Raw genomic sequence first — 20,466 nt, 5'->3', positions numbered from 1 at the left:
GGTATACCGCAAGCAAGGCGCGCCCTGCCATATCCCGCGCAGGCCTGCCATCCGCGTCGCAGCCCACGGGCTGAACCGCGGTAGACAAGAAGACTGTTCCCGAAGGCATGCGCCACGATCCATGCCTTCGCGCCAAGGACACCAATGGTGGCGGACCCCGCCCCAGCCGCATCCGCGCCACAAGGCCGGACGCGGGCCGCGCGACTTAAGGAGGCCAGCGCATGACTTTCGACCGCTCGATCAAGATCGCCCCGTCGATCCTTTCGGCTGATTTCGCCAACTTCGGAGCCGAGATCCGGGCCATCGAGGCGCAGGGCGCCGACTGGGTCCACGTGGACGTGATGGACGGCCATTTCGTGCCCAACCTCACCTTCGGCGCGCCTGCGGTGAAGGCCTTCCGTTCGCATGTGAAAACCTTCATGGACGTGCACCTGATGATCTCGCCGGTGGACCAGTATATCGAGGCCTACGCCGAGGCGGGCGCGGACATGATCACTGCCCATGTCGAAGCCGGCCCCCACATCCACCGCACCCTGCAGGCCATCAAGGCCCAGGGCGTGAAGGCTGGGGTGGTGCTGAACCCCGGCACCCCGGCAGAGGCCGTCGAAAGTGTGCTCGACCTGTGCGATATGGTGCTCGTGATGACCGTGAACCCCGGCTTCGGCGGGCAGAAGTTCATCCACTCCTGCGTGGATAAAACCCGCAAGATCCGCCAGATGATCGGCGACCGCGAGATCCACATCCAGATCGACGGCGGCATCACTCCCGAAACCGCCCCCCTCGTGGTCGAGGCCGGCGCAGACGTGCTGGTCGCGGGCTCGGCGGTCTTCAAGGGCGGCTCGGTGGACAATCCCGACGTCTACGGTGCCAACATGCGCGCCATCCGCGAGGCGGCCGAGGGCGCCCGGGCAAAGGCGGCCTGAGCCATGGCCGCCATTCCCCCCGTATGCAACTTCGGCTGGCAGGCCCCGGGCTTCCACCTGCCCGCCACCGATGGCCGCCGCTACCGGTTCGATGACATCAAGGGGCCGAACGGCACCCTGGTGATGTTCATCTGCAACCACTGCCCCTACGTGCTCGCGGTGATCGACCGGATCATCCGCGACGCGCGCGAGCTGCAGGCGCTCGGCATCGGCGTGGCGGCGATCTGCTCCAACGATGCCGAAGCCTACCCACAGGACGGCTTCGACAAGATGCAGGAGATGGCGGAGACGTACGACTTCCCCTTCCCCTACCTGCACGACGAAAGCCAGGGCGTGGCCCGCGCCTATGATGCCGCCTGCACTCCGGACTTCTTCGGCTTCGACAAGGACGGCGGCCTGCAATACCGCGGCCGTCTCGATGCCTCGCGCCGCGAAGCCGGGGACCCGGACCTGCCCCGCGACCTCTTCGAGGCGATGAAGCAGGTTGCACAAACCGGGCATGGCCCAAAAGAACAGATCCCCTCCATGGGCTGCTCCATCAAGTGGAAGACGGCCTGAGGCCAGCGCGCCCGACCCATCTTCTCTTTACAAATACGCAAAATGGCGGGCCGCCCACCACGGCTCGCCCGCCGACCGGACGCGAAAGGCCAGCCCACATGAAAGCCGTCATCTTCGATCTCGACGGGACGCTCATCGACAGCGCTCCCGACCTGCATATCGCCGCCAACGGCATGCTGCGAGACGAGGGCCTGCCCAAGATCACTTTCGAACAAACCCGCAGCTTTATCGGCAAGGGCGTGGGCGTGCTCGTCTCGCAGGTGATGCAGGCCGTCGGCGCAGGGAATGACCCCGAAGAACACGCCCGCCTGCTGGGCCGCTTCATGGACCGTTACGAGGGCGAGCCCAAGAACACCGTCTTCTATCCCGGCGTGGTCGACGCACTGGCCCGGCTCGAGGCCATGGGCTGCACCCTTGCGCTCTGCACCAACAAGCCCGAAGAGCCGACCCGCATCGCCCTGCGCCACTTCGACCTTGATCGCTACATGAAGGTGGTGGCCAGCGGCGACACCCTGCCGGTCAAGAAACCCGACCCGGCGCCCCTGCTGCACGTGATGCGCGAACTCGGCACCGACGGCGCGCTCTACATCGGCGACAGCGAGGTCGACGCCCAGACCGCGCAGGCCGCGGCAGTGCCCTTTGTGCTCTACACCGAAGGCTATCGCAAATCCCCGGACGAGCAGTTGCCCCACGCCCATGCCTTCGATCACTGGGACAAGCTGCCGGACATCGTCGCCGCCCACTTCGCCCCGTCCGAAGCCTAACCTCGGCGCGGGCCGCCCACCACGGCGCCCCAAATTCCTTTCCAAGGAATTTGCCGCCCGGGCCCAGGTCTCTGCCCGGCGGCCCTGTCGCCGCCGTGCAACAACTGGCCCTGCAGACCCCGGCGCTTGCAACCTTTCTGCCGGCAGTGTCATTTGACCCCGCATGCCCGCCGAGCTCTTCTGCGGGAGAGCCCAATCCGACGGAAAGCAGCAAGATGACCTTCAAAGCCCCGCCGCTGATCGCCCTGGCCCTTGCGGCCTCGCTCGGCCCCGTTCAGGCCTTCGCCCAGACCGCGACCCAGGACACGCCCCAGACACCGGCCCAGACAGGGGACCGGAACACCCCCGACCCGGCCGACTGGCCCGCAGTCCTCGCCGAAGCCGAGGGCGAAACCGTCTACTGGAACGCGTGGGGCGGCTCGGACTCCGTCAACGCCTTCATCGACTGGATCGGCGACAAGGCCGCCGAGCAGGGGGTCACCCTCGAACACGTCAAGCTGTCGGACACCGCCGAGGCGGTCTCCCGCGTTCTGGCGGAGAAGACCGCCGGGCGCGACAGTGGCGGCGGCATCGACCTTGTCTGGATCAATGGCGAGAACTTCGCCGCCATGAAGGACGAAGGCCTGCTCTTCGGCCCATGGGCCGAGGAGCTGCCGAACCGCGCGCTCACCAACCCGTCCAACGCCGCCCTCACGGCGGATTTCACCGTGCCCACCGAAGGCTACGAGAGCCCCTGGGGCATGGCGCAGCTGGTGTTCTTCCATGACAGCGCCCGCCTTGCAGAACCGCCGCGCAGCATGGCCACCCTGCTGGCATGGGCGCAGGCCAACCCGGGCCGCTTCACCTACCCGCAGCCGCCGGACTTCATCGGCTCGACCTTCCTCAAGCAGGCGCTGATCGAGTTCTCGCCCGACATGATCGCCCTCGAAAGCCCCGTGGACGCTGCCGATTACGAGGCCACCACCGCGCCGCTCTGGGCCTTCCTCGACGAGCTCACGCCGCAGCTGTGGCGCGAGGGGCGGGCCTATCCCCAAAGCAGCGCGCGTCTGATCCAGCTCATGGCCGACAACGAGATCGACATCGGCATGGAGTTCAACCCCAACGCCGCCTCCAACGCCATCGCCAACGGCCAGCTGCCGGACAGCGTGCGGTCCTACATCCATGACGGCGGCACCATCGGCAACGCCAGCTTCGTCGCCATCCCCTTCAACGCCAACGCCAAGGCCGGCGCCATGGTGGTGGCCGACATCCTGCTCTCGCCCGAGGCGCAGGCCCGCATGGCGGACCCGGCGGTCTGGGGCCTTGGCACCGTGCTCGACCTCGAGGCGCTGAGCCCCGAGCAGAAGGCCCCCTTCGACGAGATCGCCTTCGGCCCGGCCACGCTCGAGCCGTCCGAGATGGGCACCCCCCTGCCCGAGCCGCACCCCTCGTGGATGGTGCGCCTCGAGGAGGACTGGACCAGCCGTTACGGCGTGGCCGAGTGACGTGACGCTGCTGCGGCTTGCGCCGATCCTGACGCTGGCCGTGATGCTGGGCCCGGTGATTGCCGGGCTCGGCGGCACGCTGCTGCCCGCCATCGGCATCATGCCGGTGCTGGGCAGCGCCGAGCCGGGCCTTGGCCCCGTCCGCGACCTTCTGGCATGGCCCGGCCTGCCCCGCGCCGCGGGGCTGAGCCTTTTCACAGGGCTGGCCTCGACCGCGCTTGCCCTCACCCTCACCATGCTGATCTGTGCCGGATGGCAGGGCACGCGGGCGTTCTCGTGGCTTGAACGGGTGCTGTCGCCGTTGCTTTCGGTGCCCCATGCGGCAGCGGCCTTCGGCCTTGCCTTCCTCATCGCGCCCTCGGGCTGGATCGCGCGGCTGATCGCGCCGGTGGCGGGGTGGGAGCGCCCGCCGGACCTGCTCATCCTTCAGGATCCCATGGGCCTGTCGCTGATCGCCGGGCTGGTGGTGAAGGAGATGCCGTTCCTGCTGCTCATGAGCCTTGCCGCCCTTCCCGCCCTGCGCCCCGCCGAGACGCTGGTCACCGCCCGCAGCCTTGGCCACAGCCGCACGGGCGGCTGGCTGCGCACGGTGTTCCCGAGGCTCTACCCCCAGCTGCGCCTGCCGCTCTACGCGGTGCTGGCGTTTTCCATGAGCGTCGTGGACGTGGCGATGATCCTCGGCCCGTCCACCCCACCGACGCTGTCGGTGCAGGTGCTGCGCTGGATGAACGATCCCGACCTTGCCATGCGCCTGCGCGCCGCCGCGGGGGCGGTGCTGCAATTGCTGCTGACCCTTGGTGCGCTGGGGATGTGGCGTCTTGGAGAGCTGCTCGTCGCCCGCGCGGGACGGGCGTGGATCGAGACCGGCGCACGCGGCCCCCGCGACGGGCTCCTGCGCGGCGTGGCCCTGTTGGCGGGGGCGGTTTCGGCGGGGGCCGTGGTGCTTGGACTTGCCATGCTGGCAGTCTGGTCGGTGGCCGGGTTCTGGGGCTTCCCGGCGCTATGGCCGTCGTCGCTGACGGCGCAGGGCTGGACCCGCAGCGGCGCGGCGCTGGCCGGACCGGCGGTGCAGACGGCGCTGATCGCCGGGGTTTCCGTAGGCACCGCGCTGCTGCTGGTCATCGCCTGCCTCGAGGCTGAGGACCACCTTGGCCTGCGCCCCGGGCGGCGGGCGCTGTGGCTGCTCTATCTGCCGCTTCTCGTGCCGCAGATCGCCTTCCTGCCGGGACTGCAGGTGCTGGCGCTGATCTCGGGCATGGACGGCACCCTTGGCGCAGTGATCGCCGCGCATGTGGTCTTTGTCCTGCCTTACGTCTTCCTGTCCCTGTCGGACCCGTGGCGGCGCCGCGATCCGCGCCATGCCCGCATCGCGCGGGCGCTGGGGGCCTCGCCCTCCCGCGTGTTCTGGCGGGTGAGCCTGCCGATGATGCTGCGCCCGGTGCTGACCGCCACCGCCGTGGGCACGGCGGTCTCCGTGGGGCTGTTCCTGCCGACGCTGCTTCTGGGCGCGGGCCGGGTTCCCACCCTGACCACCGAGGCGGTGGCACTGGCCTCTGGCGGGTCGCGGCGGGTGGTGGGGGTCACCGCGCTGGCCCAGACCGCCGCCGCCTTCCTTCCCTTCGCGCTGGCTCTCGCCATTCCCGCGCTGGCATGGCGCAACCGCAAAGGCATGCAGCATGGCTGACACCGACCAGACCGGCCTCGTACTGGACCACCTGCGCCTGCTGCGCGGCCCTGAGGAGATGCTGCGCGTTGACGCCCGCATCCCGCCCGGAGAGGTGCTGACCCTCATGGGCCCGTCCGGGTCCGGCAAGTCGACGCTGCTTGCGGCCATAACCGGCACCCTGCCCCGCGCCTTCCGCAGCCACGGGCGCATCGCCCTGAACAGCACGCCGCTCGATGGACTGCCGCCGGAGGCGCGTCGCACCGGCATCCTGTTCCAGGACCCGCTGCTGTTCCCGCACCTGTCCGTGGGCGGCAACCTTGCCTTCGGGCTGGATCCCGCCGTGAAAGGCCGCGCCGCCCGCCGCGCCCGTATCGATGCGGCACTGTCCGAGATCGGGCTTGAAGGCCACGCGTCCCGTGACCCCGAGACCCTCTCGGGCGGACAGAAGGCGCGGGTTGCGCTGATGCGGGTGCTGCTGTCGAAGCCCCGCGCACTGCTCTTGGACGAGCCGTTCTCACGACTCGATGCGGCGCTGCGGGATCAGGTGCGCAGGTTGGTCTTTGACCGCGCCAAGGCCGAGGGCCTGCCCGTGCTGCTGGTCACCCACGACGCCGCCGATGCCGAAGCGGCCGGTGGGCCGGTGATATCCCTCGAAGGATAGCCGGGGCCAAGCGGTCGACAGCCGCCTGCCCGGCATGGCGGCACCTGTTCGGCACGACCAAGTTGGAGCGGGCAGGACCACGGGGGGCATGGCGCTGCAACTGCACCCCATGCACCTTGGTGCTTTGTGCTTTGTGGCGCCTCCGGCAGGGACTGTTCACGGCTGTCAAAGAACGGCGGGTTCAGCCGCTTGAACGGGCAAAGACGGTGACGCTGATCCAATCAGGCGAGACCGCGGGACGGGATCGATCAAGCGGGCTGTGGTCGCCCACACCACGCACGTCTGAGGCACTGCCCCGATCAAACGGGCCAGCGCCCTCAGGCCGGGGCCAGCTTGCTTGGCGGCAGGATGCCGGTCAGGCCGGACGGTTCAGCCGTGTTTCGAGATCGCGGGCGTATTCAGCCATCTTGACCCGGAACTTCTTTTCCATGTTACCACGGGCCAGCTTCATGGATTGCACCATGAGCCGCGCCGACAGGGTCTGCGGCAGCACCTCGAAGGTCATGACGATGCGGGTGCGGCCCCGCGACAGTGCCATCACGTCGATCACCGTCACCGCGTCGAGCCCGCCCGATCTGGCCTTGTAGGTCAGACGGTTCGGCGCGTCGTATTCATCAAGCGTGATGTCCGCCGTGCGCTCCTTGCCACGAAGCTTGAAGCGGGCGGTCCAGGCCAGTTCCTCGGGAGCGTCGGGAGAGCCCGAGGTGCGCTGAAGGTCCACGCCCCGGCGCATTACCTGCCGTTCAATCTGTTCGAACCGGGTCAGTTCGGCAAAGACCTGCTCTGCCGGTGCCTCGATATCTTCGCGCGTGGAAAACTCCATGTGCCCCGCTCCATCCTTCAAGATGTTGTCGTCATGCTCGATTTTGCCGGGCAGTGTCGCCTCAATCCAGCCGGTCCGCAAGCCAGTTGCGCAGCAGGAAATGGGCGATGGACCCGGGCCGCGCGGGCCGCAGGGTGGGATCGTCGCCCGCCTGCGCGTCGGCCAGCTCCTCGCGGCTGACCCAGCGCGCGTCCTCGATCTCGGCGGGGTCGACGGTGATCTCGGTGTTTGTGGCCTCGCCGTGGCAGCCGATCATCAGCGATGCGGGGAACGGCCACGGCTGGCTGGCAAGATAGCGCACCGCGCCGACCCGTACGTCGGTCTCTTCGAGCACCTCGCGGCGCACGGCGGCCTCGAGGGTTTCGCCCGGCTCCACAAAGCCCGCGAGGCAGGAATACATCCCCTCTGGCCAGCCCGGCGAGCGACCCATGAGGCATGAATTCCCATGCGTCACCAGCATGATGACCACCGGGTCCGTGCGCGGAAAATGCGGCGCGCCGCAGTCAGGGCAGACCCGCTGCCAGCCCGCGAGGAACGGCTCGGAGCCATGGCCGCAGCGCGAACAGAACCGGTGCGAGCGGTGCCATTCGAAAAGCGCCCTTGCGGTCGCCGCCAGTTCGGCATCGCGCGGGGTGAGCGAGGTCAGAAGGCTGCGCAGTTCCACGAAACGCTCGTCGCCCCAGCAGGCCGGGTGGCGCTGTTCGCTGAGGTCGTGAAAGCCCTGATCGGGTGCCTCGCCCGCGCCATCCCACGCCGTCAGCTCGTGCGAGAAGACCGGTGCACCACCCTCCTCGAGGCCGAGAAAGATCGGAGGCTGTTCTGCATCCTTCAACGCCGCATGATCCAGCGGCAGGCGCATCGGGGTGGCACCTTCTCCGACCACGAGGATCTTGCCGCGCCAGAAGACCAGCGTGCGGGCGTCCTCGCGCTGCATGAGCGAGGCAAGGGCGGGGATGTCGCCACGCAGATGCGCCGCCCGGTCCAGCCCCGATCCGCCGAAGGTCACCTGTTCGCTGTGTTTCATTTTTACTCTCCCGGCCTCGCGTGCGCCCTGCATCGCATGCGCTGCAATCAGAGGCAATTCGCCACACATCACGAGAGCTTGCGGAGGGACACTGCACACCAGTCGCACCTTGCGGGCGGTTCAGGACGAGGCCCGGGTGGATGGCCTGCGCGTCCCGGGTCCTGAGGATGAATGTGACATTCGATGGGATCGCAGGGGGTTGCAAAGCGCCCTTCCCTCCCTTAGATGCAGCCTCGAGAGGTTGGCGCGGGCAGGCGCCTCGCCAACCCGGTCAGGTCCGGAAGGAAGCAGCCGTAACGAGCCCCGCTTGGGTCGTTGTCCAGCCTCTCACTTACCTCCCCCTCGCATGATCGTTCATGTCCCGGTGCCATCGCGCACCGGGGGGAGACGGTCTTGACCAAAATCAAGGCCGACATGGGCCTCATCCGCTACTCTCGTGGCAGGACTTCGGACATGGGAGAGGAGGCCCATCATGATGACCAGAGAGCACGGCTCGATCATGCCAAGGCGCAGCTCGATGAATGGAACGCCCAGATCGACAAGCTCGAAGCGGAAATGGACCGTCACAGCCTCGAGGCGCGCAAGTTTTATGCGAAGACGCTGGAGCTGATGCGATACCAGCGCAACGAGGCAGAAAAGCATCTCACGACAGCCCGCGAGACCAGTGATGATGCATGGGATGACGTGAAGGACCGGTTCGAGATCGCCTGGACCGGCATCATGGATGCGCTGCACCGCGCCAGCCGCTAGGTCCCAGAGGGGCGCACCCGCTGGAAGGACTGACCGCCGACACCAAACCGCAGTCAGCCCCGCGATAACAGGCTGCTGAAAGAACATGTTGAGGCCTCGAATGGCCATGTACATCGTGGCCCACAATGCGCCTAAGATCCTTCGACGCGACAAGATGTGCCCAAGGTGCGGTATTCAGTTTCGGCGCAGCTGAAGCGCTGATGCCTTAGGCGGCCTGATGGGCTTGTGCCCGGATCGCGTGGCATGTCTTACGATCCACGGTCGAGGGCAGATCGGCTTTCAAACCGCCTGCGGTCAGTGTTCCGTTCAGTGCTCGGGCCAGGCCCTAATCACGACCGGCCCATGATCAGCCGCGATCGTGCTGGGCCTCCGCCGCATCGCTCGCGTCGCCCATGGCCCAGGCCATCTGTGCGTCGGTCTCGATCGCGCAGGGGCGCACGCAACGAAGCCGCCCGAGCGCTTCGTCCGGCGCCTCGCCCGCCTCGATCATCAGGCGCAGCGCCACCATGCCGGACCGCCCGCAGCCGCCCCTGCAATGCACCAGCACCCGGCCGCCGCCCAAAAGCGCACGCCGGGCAAACTCCGCGATCCGATCCCAGCGCACACTGGCCGCCGCATCGGGCGTGCTGAAATCAGGGATCGGCAGATGCTCCCACTTCGTGCCGTGATCCTTGAGCCACCTGCCGATGGCCGAGGCGCCCACCTCGGCCAGCTCGTCCTCGGTCACCAGCGTGATCACCAGCGCCGGCCGCCAGTCGGCGATATGGTGAAGGTCCCCCTGCAGGTTCCCTCCCCGCCCGGGCAGGGCAGACAGGGCAAGAATGCCCTCGCCGACAGTCAGCGCGTGGATCTTGATGGTCTCGCCATCGGGATCGGGCGGAGGCACGGCCACGGTCATGGGCGCAACTCGGCGAAGGTATCGCAGGCGCGGATGTCACCGCTGTCATAACCGGCAGCGAACCACCCCTCGCGCTGATCCGAGGTTCCGTGGGTAAAGCTGTGGGGTTGCGGCACCATGCCGGCACGCCGCTGCAACCGGTCGTCGCCAATCATCCGCGCCGCATTCAGCGCCTCCGCCATGTCGCCGGGCTCGAGCAGGTCTTCAACGCGCGAGGCCCAGACCCCAGACAGGCAATCCGCCTGCAACTCGAGCCGCACTGTCAGCGCATTCGCCTCGGTCTGGGCGGCAGCATCGCGGGCGTCGGCCACCTGCCCGAGGATGCCAAGCTCGTTCTGGACGTGGTGGGCGACCTCGTGGGCGACGACGTAGGCGGCGGCGAAATCGCCCGTCGCCCCAAGCTCCTGCGACAGCGTGGCAAAGAAATCGGTGTCGAGGTAGGCCTTGCCGTCGATGGGGCAGTAGAACGGCCCGGTGGCCCCGCTTGCGTTGCCGCAGGGCGATGAGGTCTGGCGCGAGAACATCACCAGAACCGGCGGGCGATACTCGCGCCCGAGATCTTCGGCGAAGATCTCGGTCCAGACGTTCTCGGTGGTGGCCAGCACCCGCGTGGTGAAATCTGCGGCGCGCTCTTCCTCGGCGTTGGGCTCACGGCTCTCCGAGACGCTGCCGCCACCCGAGGCCTGCTCGAGGATCGGTGTCACGTCGATGCCGGTGAAGTAGCCGAAGGCAAGCAGCGCGATAAGCCCGAGCCCGCCAATCCCTCCGCCCAGCACGATGCCTCCGCCGGACCTGCGACGGTCCTCAACGTTGTTGCTGCGCCTGACACCCCGTAGCCGCATGGCCATTCTCCTGCTGGTGGGGATGGCGCCGCATCTCACGGCACCGTGAACCCGATGGGACAATAACGCTTTAACCGGCGTTTCGGTTCAATCACCATGGTGGTGGCAGCGTATCCGCGCATTGCGGCGAATACCGCTCAGCCCGGTTTACCTTGGCCGCGCCGGCGCATAACTTGGGAGCGATCTCCACCCGGAAGGCCCCATGTCCGAGCAGCCCGACCAGCACCCCGCAGACGCCAGCCCCAAGTATCAGGTGCTTGCCCGCAAGTATCGCCCCGAGACCTTTGCCGATCTCGTGGGCCAGGATTCCATGGTGCGCACGCTCAAGAACGCCTTCAAGGCGGGGCGCATCGCACAGGCCTTCATCATGACGGGCATCCGCGGCACCGGGAAGACCACGACCGCCCGGATCATCGCCAAGGGTATGAACTGCATCGGCCCCGACGGCACCGGCGGCCCCACCACCGAGCCTTGCGGTCAGTGCGAACATTGCCGCGCCATCATGGAAGGCCGCCACGTGGACGTGATGGAGATGGACGCCGCCTCCAACACCGGCGTCGGCGACATCCGCGAGATCATCGACAGCGTGCACTACCGGGCGGCCTCGGCCCGCTACAAGATCTACATTATCGACGAGGTGCACATGCTCTCGAACAGCGCGTTCAACGCGCTGCTCAAGACGCTCGAGGAGCCACCGGCGCATGTGAAGTTCATCTTCGCCACCACCGAGATCCGCAAGGTCCCGGTCACGGTGCTCTCGCGCTGCCAGCGCTTCGACCTGCGCCGGATCGAACCCGAGGTGATGCTGACCCTGCTGCGCAGGATCGCCGACGCAGAACAGGCGCAGATCTCCGACGACGCGCTGGCGCTGGTGACCCGCGCCGCCGAAGGGTCGGCGCGCGATGCGACCTCTCTGCTGGATCAGGCGATCAGCCACGGTGCGGGCGAGACCACGGCGGACGAGGTCCGCGCCATGCTCGGCCTTGCGGACCGGGGCCGGGTGATGGATCTCTTCGAGAAGATCATGCACGGCGATGCGCCCGCAGCCCTCACGGAGCTGTCGGCACAATATGCCGACGGTGCTGACCCGCTGGCGGTGCTACGCGACCTCGCGGAGCTGACGCACTGGACCTCGGTGGTCAAGATCACGCCCGAGGCGGCCGAGGATCCGACGATCTCCCCCGATGAGCGCGCACGCGGACAGGCGCTGGCCACGAACCTCGGGATGCGGGCGCTGACCCGCATGTGGCAGATGCTGCTCAAGGCGCTGGACGAGGTGGCGCAGGCGCCCAACGCCATGATGGCCGCCGAGATGGCAGTCATCCGGCTGACCATGGTGGCCGAGCTGCCATCGCCCGAGGAACTGCTGCGCAAGCTTCAGGACACGCCCCCGCCGCCGCCCCCCGGCCCCGGTGGAGGCGGCTACGCCAACGCGCCCGCAGGTGGTGCTGCGCATGCCGACACACAGGCCATGGGCGGCCCCGCCCCGACCCACTCCGGCCCCTCTGGCCCGGTGGCCCATCACGGCAACGCCGTGGTGGCGGTTGCCGCGGACGCAGCGCTGGCGCGCTTTCCCACCTTCGAACACGTGATCGAGCTCATTCGCGCCAACCGCGACGGGCTGCTGCTGGCGCAGGTCGAGCGGCACGTTCGCCTCGCCGCCTACCAGCCCGGCCGGATCGAGTTCACCCCTGCGGACAACGCACCCAATGATCTTGCCCAGAAGCTTGGGGGTGCGCTGCAGCGCTGGACCGGCAACCGATGGGGCATCACGGTGGTGAATGGCTGCGAGGCGCCAACGGTCTACGAGCAGAACAACGCCGCCGAACTGGCCCGCCGCGCCGAGGCCGAGTCGCACCCCCTCGTGCAAGCCGCGCTCGCCGCCTTCCCCGGTGCGCAGATCGTTGAGATCCGCACGCCAGAAGACATCGCGAACTCGGCCCAGTCGGAAGCGCTGCCCGAGGTCGAGGACGAGTGGGACCCCTTCGAGGAAGACTGAGCCCCGCCCGTGGCGGCGTCTTACCGTTTGCGTATTTGGAAAGAGAAGAAACAGGGAGCGGCGCGTTCGGAAGCGGGCCGTGCTGCCCGGCTCTGTTGCCGGCCTCGTTGCACGCGCGAGCTCCGCGTGCGAGGGGTCGTTGGCCACATGGCGGAAACCGCCACACTCCCCCGGCGCGGCCCCCTGCAGGTTGCGCCCCACTGTGGCTCGCGCCGCCTTGAGCCTTGAGCCTTGAGCCTTGAGCCTTGAGCCTTGAGCCTTGAGCCTTGAGCCTTGAGCCTTGAGCCTTGAGCCTTGAGCCTTGAGCCTTGAGCCTTGAGCCTTGAGCCTTGAGCCTTGAGCCTTGAGCCTGAATAGCGAGCCGCCAGCAACGCGCAAGAACAGATGCATCGCAGGGCCCATTCGGCGAGTTTCGAATCATGCTCCCCGAGCCACAGTGTCTCGGGCGGCGCGGTCGGCTTTTGCCGGCGCCGACCTGATGCCCCGCCTCATCGGACCGGCGGGCTGAAAGATGCGCGGCTTTGCCCATCTTCTGTTAAAAAAATACTCACAATGCACGGGTGCCACGGGCACTGCGCCAGAGGGTCAGGTCCCCATCATCGCAACCGTCCGGCGCAGCCCCTCCTCGAGCTCCACCACCGGCTCCCATCCCAGGAGCGCCCGCGTGCACGAGATATCGAGGACGCTCGATTTCACCTCGCTCGCCACCGGCTCGCGCCGCAACTCAAGGTGGCCTCCGGCAATGCGCGGTACCAGCTCGGTCATGCGCAGCAGGGACGTTCCCACACCTGTGCCGATGTTCAGCACCGTCACGGGCTCGGGCAGCGGCACTTCGCAGGTACGCGCCACGGCGGTGCAGAAATCCGAAACATGTATGTAATCGCGCAGACTCTCACCACTGCCAAAGACCGCGAACGGCGCGCCGCTGCGCAGCTTGTCGAGAAGGATCGTGACCACCCCGAAGGACGGTCCTGCAAGGGGCGCGCCGTAGACATTGGCCACCCGCAGGATGGTCAGCCGGAATCCATGGCGCTGCGCCAGCAGCATGAGCGCCTGCTCTGTCGCCATCTTCTGCAACGGGTACCACCCCTTGGGCTGCATCGGCGCGCTCTCGAGAATCGGCAGATCATCGGTGTCACCGTAGACCCCGGCAGAACTGAGATAGACCAAGTGGCCCCGCCAGCCGGATGCCACCAGCGCCTCGGCGAAGGCCACTTGCGGCTCGATCTCGCGCCGCGACACATCCGCGTAGCTGTCGAACGGCACCCGCGGGCTGGCAAGGCCCGCGCAATGCACAATGGTGGCATCCGGTCCAGTGACCCAGTCGGCGCCAAGGACATCAGGCGTCTCGATATTGGCAAGCCCTGCATCGGGGACCGGCAGCGGGCGGCGTGACACGCCGCAGGCTTCGATTCCCGACACCGCCAGGTGCGACAGGATCGCATTGCCCAGGACGCCCGAACTTCCCGTCACGTAGATCATATCCGCCTCTTTCCTTCACGATCGCTTTACCGGCTGTTGCATGCCCCGCCCCGGCACTGCGATCAAGCGTGAGGTGGGAGGCGTCCCATCCCCCACGGGCGGCAGCTTCGCCGCAGGGGTAGCCAATCCAACCGCGCCCGCCAAGCCACGGCAGGCAAGATATGTCAGCAGACACTGGTCAGCCCAATTGCTCTGCCCTAAGCTTGATCTGCGCCGGAGCTCTTTGGCGCCAACAAAACTTGCCGCCCTCGAGCAGCCTTTGAAAGGATCTCAGCAGTGACCCTTCGGCGCCTGCCAGCCGCTTTCGGCCTCGCCTTCTGCCTTGCCACCTCGCCGGCTTCCGCCTTCGACGCCCTGAACTTCTCGACCCCCGGCATGGACGAGGACCTGCGTTCGGAGATCGAAAACGCCTCCGCCCTCACCCTCGCCAAGAACGAGGACCGGACTTCAGGGCCGGACGTGCTTGCCGCGGCGCTATCCGATTACGGCATCCTGACCGAGACGCTCTATGCCAACGGCTATTACGGCGGCACGGTGAGCATCCTGCTTGACGGGCGCGAGGCGTCGGAGATCCAGCTGCTCTCGACCCCGCAGAGCGTCGGACAGGTGACCGTCCGCGTTCAGACCGGACCGAAGTTCAAGTTCGGCGAGGCCAGCGTCACCCCGCTGGCCCCGAACACCGAGCTGCCCGAGGAATTTGCCCGCACCTCTACCGCCCGTGCAAGCGTGGTCGGTGACGCCGCCGATGCCGCCATCGATGGCTGGCGGCAGGTGGGCCATGCCAAGGCCGAAGTCGGCTACCAGAACGTTACCGCCGACCATGCGCGCGCGCGGCTCGACGTGGAAATGCGGATCGCCCCCGGCCGCGAGCTGCGGTTTGGCCGGATGATCCTGGTCAACGACAGCGCCGTGCGCACTGCCGCGCAGCGACGGATCGCCGGTTTCCCTGCAGGTGAACGGTTCGACCCCGCTGAGGTCGACGAAGTGGTCCGCCGCCTGGTCGACACCGGCACCTTTTCCAGCGTCACCGCCACCGAGGCGGACACCGCCAATCCCGACGGCACGCTTGACCTGCTGGTGAAAACCGCCGACGCGCGGCCACGCCGCATCGGTTTCGGTGCCGAAGTGTCCTCGCTCGAGGGGCTGGCACTGACCACCTACTGGCTGCACCGCAACTTCCTTGGCGGGGCGGAACGTTTCCGCATCGACGGGGCGGTCAGCGACATCTCGGGCAACACCGGGCAGATCGACGCGAGCGTCACCGCCCGGCTCGAGGTGCCCGCCGCCATCGCCGAGCTAGGCCCCGACACCGACGCCTTTTTCCAAGCGGCGCTGGCCACCGAGAACGAGCCGACCTACAGCTCGGACAGCATCGACCTCACCACCGGCCTGACGCGCCGCTTCAACGAGGACCTGACCGGCGAACTCGGCATCGGCCTGAACTACTCGGTCACCGACGACGATCTCGGGAACCGGGAGTTCATCCTGCTGACGCTGCCCACCTCGCTGACGTGGGACAAACGCGACAACGATCTTGATCCGCGGGGTGGCTGGTACGCCTCGACCGAGTTCATGCCCTTCATCAACGTCGAAGGTGAAGGCTCCGGTGCGCGGTTTTATACCGACCTGCGCGGCTACTACGGCATCGGCGAGGAAGACCGCACCGTTCTCGCGGCGCGGCTCCAGATGGGCTCTGTCATGGGGCCGTCACTGACTGACACCCAGCCCGAGTTCCTGTTCTATTCCGGCGGCGCGGGGTCCGTACGGGGCCAGCCCTACCAGTCGCTGACCGTCGATCTTGGCGGCGGTGACGAGACCGGCGGTCTCAGCTTCGTCGGTCTCTCGGGCGAGGTGCGGCAGGACATCGGCGAAAGCTGGGGCCTTGTGGCCTTTGCCGACGCCGGGTTCATCGGCAGCACCGCCACCCCCGGCCAGGACGGCGACTGGCATTCCGGCGCGGGCCTCGGCGTGCGCTACCAGACCGGCATCGGCCCGGTCCGCTTCGACATCGCAACCCCCACCAGTGGCGACACCGGTGAGGGCTTCCAGATCTACATCGGCATAGGACAGGCGTTTTGAAACGACTTCTCCTCCTTCTCCTGATTCCCTTCCTGACGGTCTCTGCCCTGCCCGCACCCGCGCAGGCACAAGACGACGAAGAGGGCACACGGCTCGAACAGCTGATCGAGGGCGCACTGTCCTCGGACGGCATGTCCGTCACCGTCCGCGGGTTCCGTGGCGCGCTGAGCTCGCAGGCCACCATGGATCTGCTGACCATCGCCGACGAGAACGGCGTGTGGCTGACCCTCGAGGACGCGGAACTGGACTGGAGCCGCACCGCGCTTCTGACCGGCCGCGTCGAGGTCGAACAGCTGACCGCACAGCGGCTTGAACTGTCGCGCCTGCCGGCCTCGGACACCGAGGCGCCTGCCCCCGAGGCGGGCGGCATGTCATTCTCGTTGCCTGATCTTCCCGTATCGGTGAACGTGGGCGAATTCGCCATTGAGCGTGTCGAACTGGGCGCGCCCGTCGTGGGCGAAGAGCTTGCGCTGAACGTGGCGGGCACCGCCCAGCTGGCTGATGGCGAAGGCGAGGTGGAACTGTCGGTGCAGCGCATTGACGGGCCGCGCGACGCGGTGACGCTGCAGGCAAGCTATGCCAACGACACAAGGCAGCTGGACATCGACCTTGCGCTGGATGGTGCGCGCGGCGGGCTCATTGCCACCCGCGCCGCGCTGCCGGGCGATCCGTCGATCCGATTCACGGTGCAGGGCAGCGGCCCGGTGGATGATTTCACCGCCGACGTGGCGCTGGCCACCGACAACACCGACCGCTTGACCGGCGAGATCACACTCGAGACGGTGCAGGAACTGGGCCACCGTTTTGCCGCCAACCTCAGCGGCGATCTGCGCCCGCTGGTCGAGGAAGAGCAGCGCGCCTTCCTCGGCGCTCAGCAGACGCTTCAGGTTTCGGGAATCACCGAAAACAGCGGCGCTCTGGAACTCGATACGCTGGACCTGCAGACCTCGGCCGTCTCGCTCTCCGGCAACGCGCGCATCGGCGCCGACGGCTGGCCCGAGCGGCTGGCCCTCGACGGCCGGATCGCCTCAGACGATGGCGAGCCGGTGCAGATGGCCTTTACCTCCGACGCCACACTCATCGACGAGGCAACGCTGACCCTCAGCTATGATGCCGCCGAGGGCGACGGTTTTACGCTCGACTTGCTGGCTTCCGGCATAGAGCGCCCCGAGATGACGCTGGACGAGGCCCGCATCAGTGGCACCGGCACGATTTCCCGCAACGAGGGCAGCACCACCCCCGGGCAGGTCGCCGGCCAGATCGACCTCTCGGTGGACGGGCTCACCCTGGCGGACGAGAACCTCGCCGCCGCCGCAGGCACCACCCTTGCGGGCAGCCTAGGCTTTGACTGGGCCGAGGGCGAACCGCTGGAGCTGACGGGCATCGACCTTGACGGTGCCGGCATCGCCATCGGCGGCGACATGGTGCTGTCGGGCCTGTCGCAGGGCGACGATCCCACCATCGCACCCGACATGACCATCCGCACCGACGATCTGTCTCGCTTTTCCGGCCTTGCCGGGCGCAGCCTTGGCGGCGCGGCGGATCTTGCGCTGAACGGCACGGTTGAACCTCTTGCCGGGCGCTTCGATCTGCGCGTGTCGGGCAGCGGCACCGACCTTGTCACCGACATCCAGCAGCTTGACGGTCTGCTCGAAGGCCGCGTCGTGCTGGACATTGACGCCGCCCGGACCGAGACAGGGACCGAACTTCGCAGCCTGTCGCTCGACGGCCCCGGCCTCACGATGAACGGCAGCGCAAACATCCAGACAGACGCCACCACCGCGGATCTCAGCCTTGTGCTGCCCGAACTTGCGCGCGTGCAGCCGGGCGTTTCGGGCCGTGCCACCTTTGACGGCACGGTGGTGCAGGCCGATGGCGCCTACACGCTCGACTTCACCGCCACCGCCCCCGGCGCGACCGAGGTGGCGGGCAGCGTCATCGCTTCGGGCCTTGGAGAGGATGACGTGCTGACCGTCTCGCCCAATGTGTCGCTCAAGTCCGACGACCTGTCGCGGTTCTCGGAGCTGGCCGGGCGTGACCTTGGCGGCGCCGTAGACGTGACCGTGGTGGGCAGCGCCCAGCCGACGGAACTGCTGTTCGACCTGCGGGTCAACGGCGATGCCACCGACCTTGCCGCCGGGATCAACCAGCTGGACGGGCTGCTTGGCGGGCGCGTGCTTCTGGACGTGGATGCCGCACGCTCGACCGAAGGGATCTTCATCCGCACCCTCGACATCGACGGGCCGGGCATCGTGGCCCAGGCTGATGGTCAGGTGGTCGTCGGCGGGTCGCAGGCGCGGTTTGACCTGACCCTGCCCGACCTGTCGCTGGCCGCCCCCGGCATGTCCGGGCGCGCCACGCTGAACGGCACCCTGAGCGAGAACGACACCGCTTACATGTTGGACCTCATTGCCACCGGCCCCGGCGACACCGCGCTTGACGGCGTGGTGACAGCGACCAAGGCTGCGAGCGCCGAGGACGGCAGCGGGCTGGGCATCGCGGACATCCAGAGCGTCGCCTTCGACGGCAATGCCAATGCGAACAACCTTGCCGCCTTCGCGCCTCTCACGGGGCTGAACATGCGCGGGTCCGTGAGCTTCGATGGCACCGGGTCCTACACGCTGGACAGCGGCGCTGCGTCGGCCGAAGGGTCACTGCGCACGACTGGCCTGGCCATCGGCATTCCCGCCGCGGACGAGCTCATCGGCGGCAACGGCAATGCCGAGTTCCGGGCCGAGCGCGACGCGGACGGCACCATCACCGTGGAGCGGCTCGACCTCACCACGTCGCAGCTGACGGTCACCGCCAACGGCAGCCTTGCCGCGAGCGGGTCCAGCCAGTTGACCTACGACGTGGCGGTGCGTGACCTTGGCGCACTGGTGCCGCAGCTTCCGGGCCGCGCCACCGCCACCGGCACGCTGGGATCGAACGGCGACGGCCCGTGGCAGGTCAGCACCCAGCTGACCGCGCCGGGGGGCACGCAGGCGCAGGTGTCTGGCAGCCTGGCCCGCAGCTTCGACAGCGCGAACCTCGCGATCAACGGCAACGCTCCGCTGTCGCTGGCAAACCGGATCCTCGAGCCGAACCTCATCAGCGGCATGGCCCAGATCAACCTGCGCCTCGACGGTCCTCTGCAACCCTCATCGCTGTCCGGGAACGTCACGGTGGCGGGGGCACAGATGGTGCTGCCGGGACCGGCGCTGACGCTTGATGATATCGACATCAACGCGAACCTCGGTGGCAATCAGGTGCGGCTTGACGTCAATGCCGCGCTGTCCACGGGCGGGACCATCACCACCGATGGCACCATCTCGCTGGCGTCGCCCTACAGGGCCGACCTTGGCGTGCAGCTGCAGCAGCTGCTCCTGCAGGACAGCCGACTCTATCAGGCCACCGCAAGCGGTCGCCTGACGGTCGAAGGCCCCCTTCTCACCGGGCCGAGCCTTGGCGGGCGCATCAACATCGACGAGGCCGAAGTCCGCATCCCCGAAACCGGCCTTGGCGGGACCAGCCGCGATTTCGTGCTGCACCACATCAACGAACCTGCCGACGTCCGCCAAAGCCGCGCCCGTGCCGGACTGCTGGACGAGGTCGCCAACGCGAGCGGTGGCGGTGGGTCCGGCTATGTCATGCCCATCGACCTGCTGATCCGCGCACCCCAGCAGATCTTTATCCGGGGCCGTGGCCTTGATGCGGAACTGGGCGGGGAGCTGCGGCTGACGGGAACCACGGCGAACATCGTGCCGGTGGGCCGGTTCGATCTGGTGCGCGGGCGGCTCGACATCCTCGGGCAGCGGCTGACCCTGAACACCGCTGGCCTTCAGATGACTGGCGATTTCATCCCGCTCATCGACGTCGAGGCCGTGACCGAGCGAGACGACAGCACGATCTTCGTCAGCGTCGAAGGCGAGGCGACCTCGCCCGAGGTCAGCTTCCGTTCGGAACCCTCGCGCCCCGAGGAAGAGGTGCTTGCGCTTCTGCTCTTCGGTCGTGACGTGACCGAGCTGTCAGCGCTTCAAGCGCTGCGCATTGCGGCGGCGGTGAACACCCTCGCTGGGCGCGGCGGCGACGGCATCGTCGGCAACCTGCGCAAGGGCTTTGGCCTCGACGACCTGGACGTCACCACTGATGCCGAGGGCAACGCTGGCCTGCGGCTGGGCAAATACATCAGCGAGAACGTCTATACGGACGTGGAGGTCCAGTCCTCGGGCGAGACCACGATTGATCTGAACTATCAGATCAATCGCAACGTCAACGCGCGTGCCAGCGCGTCGAGCAAGGGCAACACCGGCGTCGGCATCTTCTACGAAAAGGACTACTGACACCGCCGTCCCCTGATGAAAAGCGCATCACGCCCGCGCGGTCCCATGGCCGCGCGGGCGTTTTCCTATGCGTCCCTCGCAGGAAAAACACATCCGCACTACGCTAGGCGCGGTGGCGGAAAAAGAGAGGCGCACCCCCGTCATCTTCTTCGTCCGCTAACACGACGCCATGGCCCGGCAGATCACGGCGA

The 20,466-nt window shown here is 67.6% G+C and carries 15 protein-coding genes and 1 other RNA gene; 11 read left to right on the top strand and 5 right to left on the bottom strand.

Annotation, left to right across the window (positions count from 1 at the left end; translation table 11 throughout):
* Positions 1-221: 221 nt before the first annotated feature.
* The 6 genes from rpe (at position 222) to IEX41_RS11295 (ending at position 6,056) form a co-directional block, all read left to right on the top strand.
* A complete protein-coding gene (gene rpe, locus IEX41_RS11320; protein WP_188790360.1) occupies positions 222-923 on the top strand; it encodes a ribulose-phosphate 3-epimerase in 702 nt (233 codons plus the stop codon).
* Positions 924-926: 3 nt separating this feature from the next.
* The gene (locus IEX41_RS11315) at positions 927-1,481 is read left to right on the top strand and encodes a thioredoxin family protein (protein ID WP_188790359.1); all 555 of its coding nucleotides are present in this window, start codon (positions 927-929) and stop codon (positions 1,479-1,481) included.
* Positions 1,482-1,579: 98 nt separating this feature from the next.
* Positions 1,580-2,245 (top strand): phosphoglycolate phosphatase, encoded by a 666-nt coding sequence (gene gph / locus IEX41_RS11310; RefSeq protein WP_188790358.1) that lies wholly within the window; start codon positions 1,580-1,582, stop codon positions 2,243-2,245.
* 215 nt (positions 2,246-2,460) lie between these two features.
* Positions 2,461-3,729, top strand: a complete 1,269-nt coding sequence (locus IEX41_RS11305; protein ID WP_188790357.1) for an ABC transporter substrate-binding protein — start codon at positions 2,461-2,463, stop codon at positions 3,727-3,729.
* A gap of 43 nt (positions 3,730-3,772) precedes the next feature.
* Complete coding sequence (locus IEX41_RS11300) at positions 3,773-5,413, top strand: ABC transporter permease (protein WP_188790514.1); 1,641 nt, start codon at positions 3,773-3,775, stop codon at positions 5,411-5,413.
* The gene (locus IEX41_RS11295; protein WP_188790356.1) at positions 5,406-6,056 is read left to right on the top strand and encodes an ATP-binding cassette domain-containing protein; all 651 of its coding nucleotides are present in this window, start codon (positions 5,406-5,408) and stop codon (positions 6,054-6,056) included. Before IEX41_RS11300 ends, IEX41_RS11295 begins: the two co-directional genes overlap by 8 nt.
* Before the next feature lie 355 nt (positions 6,057-6,411).
* Here the strand turns inward: IEX41_RS11295 and IEX41_RS11290 are convergent, their stop codons facing one another.
* Together IEX41_RS11290 and nudC are read right to left on the bottom strand one after the other, a co-directional pair.
* Entirely contained in the window at positions 6,412-6,879 is a 468-nt protein-coding gene (locus tag IEX41_RS11290; RefSeq protein WP_188790355.1) for an SRPBCC family protein, read from the bottom strand.
* A gap of 61 nt (positions 6,880-6,940) precedes the next feature.
* The gene (gene nudC, locus IEX41_RS11285) at positions 6,941-7,903 is read right to left on the bottom strand and encodes an NAD(+) diphosphatase (protein WP_188790354.1); all 963 of its coding nucleotides are present in this window, start codon (positions 7,901-7,903) and stop codon (positions 6,941-6,943) included.
* Between the two features lie 235 nt (positions 7,904-8,138).
* Between nudC and ffs the strand changes: the two genes are divergently transcribed.
* Positions 8,139-8,235: signal recognition particle sRNA small type (ffs, locus tag IEX41_RS11280), an RNA gene on the top strand.
* A gap of 61 nt (positions 8,236-8,296) precedes the next feature.
* Positions 8,297-8,653, top strand: a complete 357-nt coding sequence (locus IEX41_RS11275; protein WP_188790353.1) for a sll1863 family stress response protein — start codon at positions 8,297-8,299, stop codon at positions 8,651-8,653.
* 346 nt (positions 8,654-8,999) lie between these two features.
* Here IEX41_RS11275 and IEX41_RS11270 read toward each other — a convergent pair whose 3' ends face one another.
* Positions 9,000-9,551 (bottom strand): protein-tyrosine phosphatase family protein, encoded by a 552-nt coding sequence (locus IEX41_RS11270; protein WP_188790352.1) that lies wholly within the window; start codon positions 9,549-9,551, stop codon positions 9,000-9,002.
* A complete protein-coding gene (gene ypfJ / locus IEX41_RS11265) occupies positions 9,548-10,393 on the bottom strand; it encodes a KPN_02809 family neutral zinc metallopeptidase (RefSeq protein ID WP_188790351.1) in 846 nt (281 codons plus the stop codon). The genes IEX41_RS11270 and ypfJ overlap by 4 nt, the downstream gene beginning before the upstream one ends.
* A gap of 202 nt (positions 10,394-10,595) precedes the next feature.
* Here ypfJ and IEX41_RS11260 point away from each other — a divergent pair, with 202 nt between their 5' ends.
* Complete coding sequence (locus tag IEX41_RS11260; RefSeq protein WP_188790350.1) at positions 10,596-12,392, top strand: DNA polymerase III subunit gamma/tau; 1,797 nt, start codon at positions 10,596-10,598, stop codon at positions 12,390-12,392.
* Between the two features lie 585 nt (positions 12,393-12,977).
* On the opposite strand, the gene IEX41_RS11255 is transcribed toward IEX41_RS11260, so the two are convergent.
* Positions 12,978-13,874 (bottom strand): NAD-dependent epimerase/dehydratase family protein, encoded by an 897-nt coding sequence (locus IEX41_RS11255; RefSeq protein WP_188790349.1) that lies wholly within the window; start codon positions 13,872-13,874, stop codon positions 12,978-12,980.
* Between the two features lie 276 nt (positions 13,875-14,150).
* On the opposite strand from IEX41_RS11255, the gene IEX41_RS11250 reads away from it, so the two are divergent.
* Both IEX41_RS11250 and IEX41_RS11245 read left to right on the top strand, forming a co-directional pair.
* Positions 14,151-15,953: an autotransporter assembly complex protein TamA gene (locus IEX41_RS11250; RefSeq protein ID WP_188790348.1), complete on the top strand. Its 1,803-nt coding sequence runs from the start codon at positions 14,151-14,153 to the stop codon at positions 15,951-15,953.
* The gene (locus IEX41_RS11245) at positions 15,950-20,275 is read left to right on the top strand and encodes a translocation/assembly module TamB domain-containing protein (protein WP_188790347.1); all 4,326 of its coding nucleotides are present in this window, start codon (positions 15,950-15,952) and stop codon (positions 20,273-20,275) included. The genes IEX41_RS11250 and IEX41_RS11245 overlap by 4 nt, the downstream gene beginning before the upstream one ends.
* Positions 20,276-20,466: the final 191 nt, after the last annotated feature.

Source organism: Salipiger pallidus (assembly GCF_014643635.1).
Classification (GTDB): Bacteria; Pseudomonadota; Alphaproteobacteria; order Rhodobacterales; family Rhodobacteraceae; genus Salipiger; species Salipiger pallidus.
The sequence above is the reverse complement of the archived record's forward strand: the minus strand, read 5'-3'. Positions and strand labels throughout refer to the sequence as shown.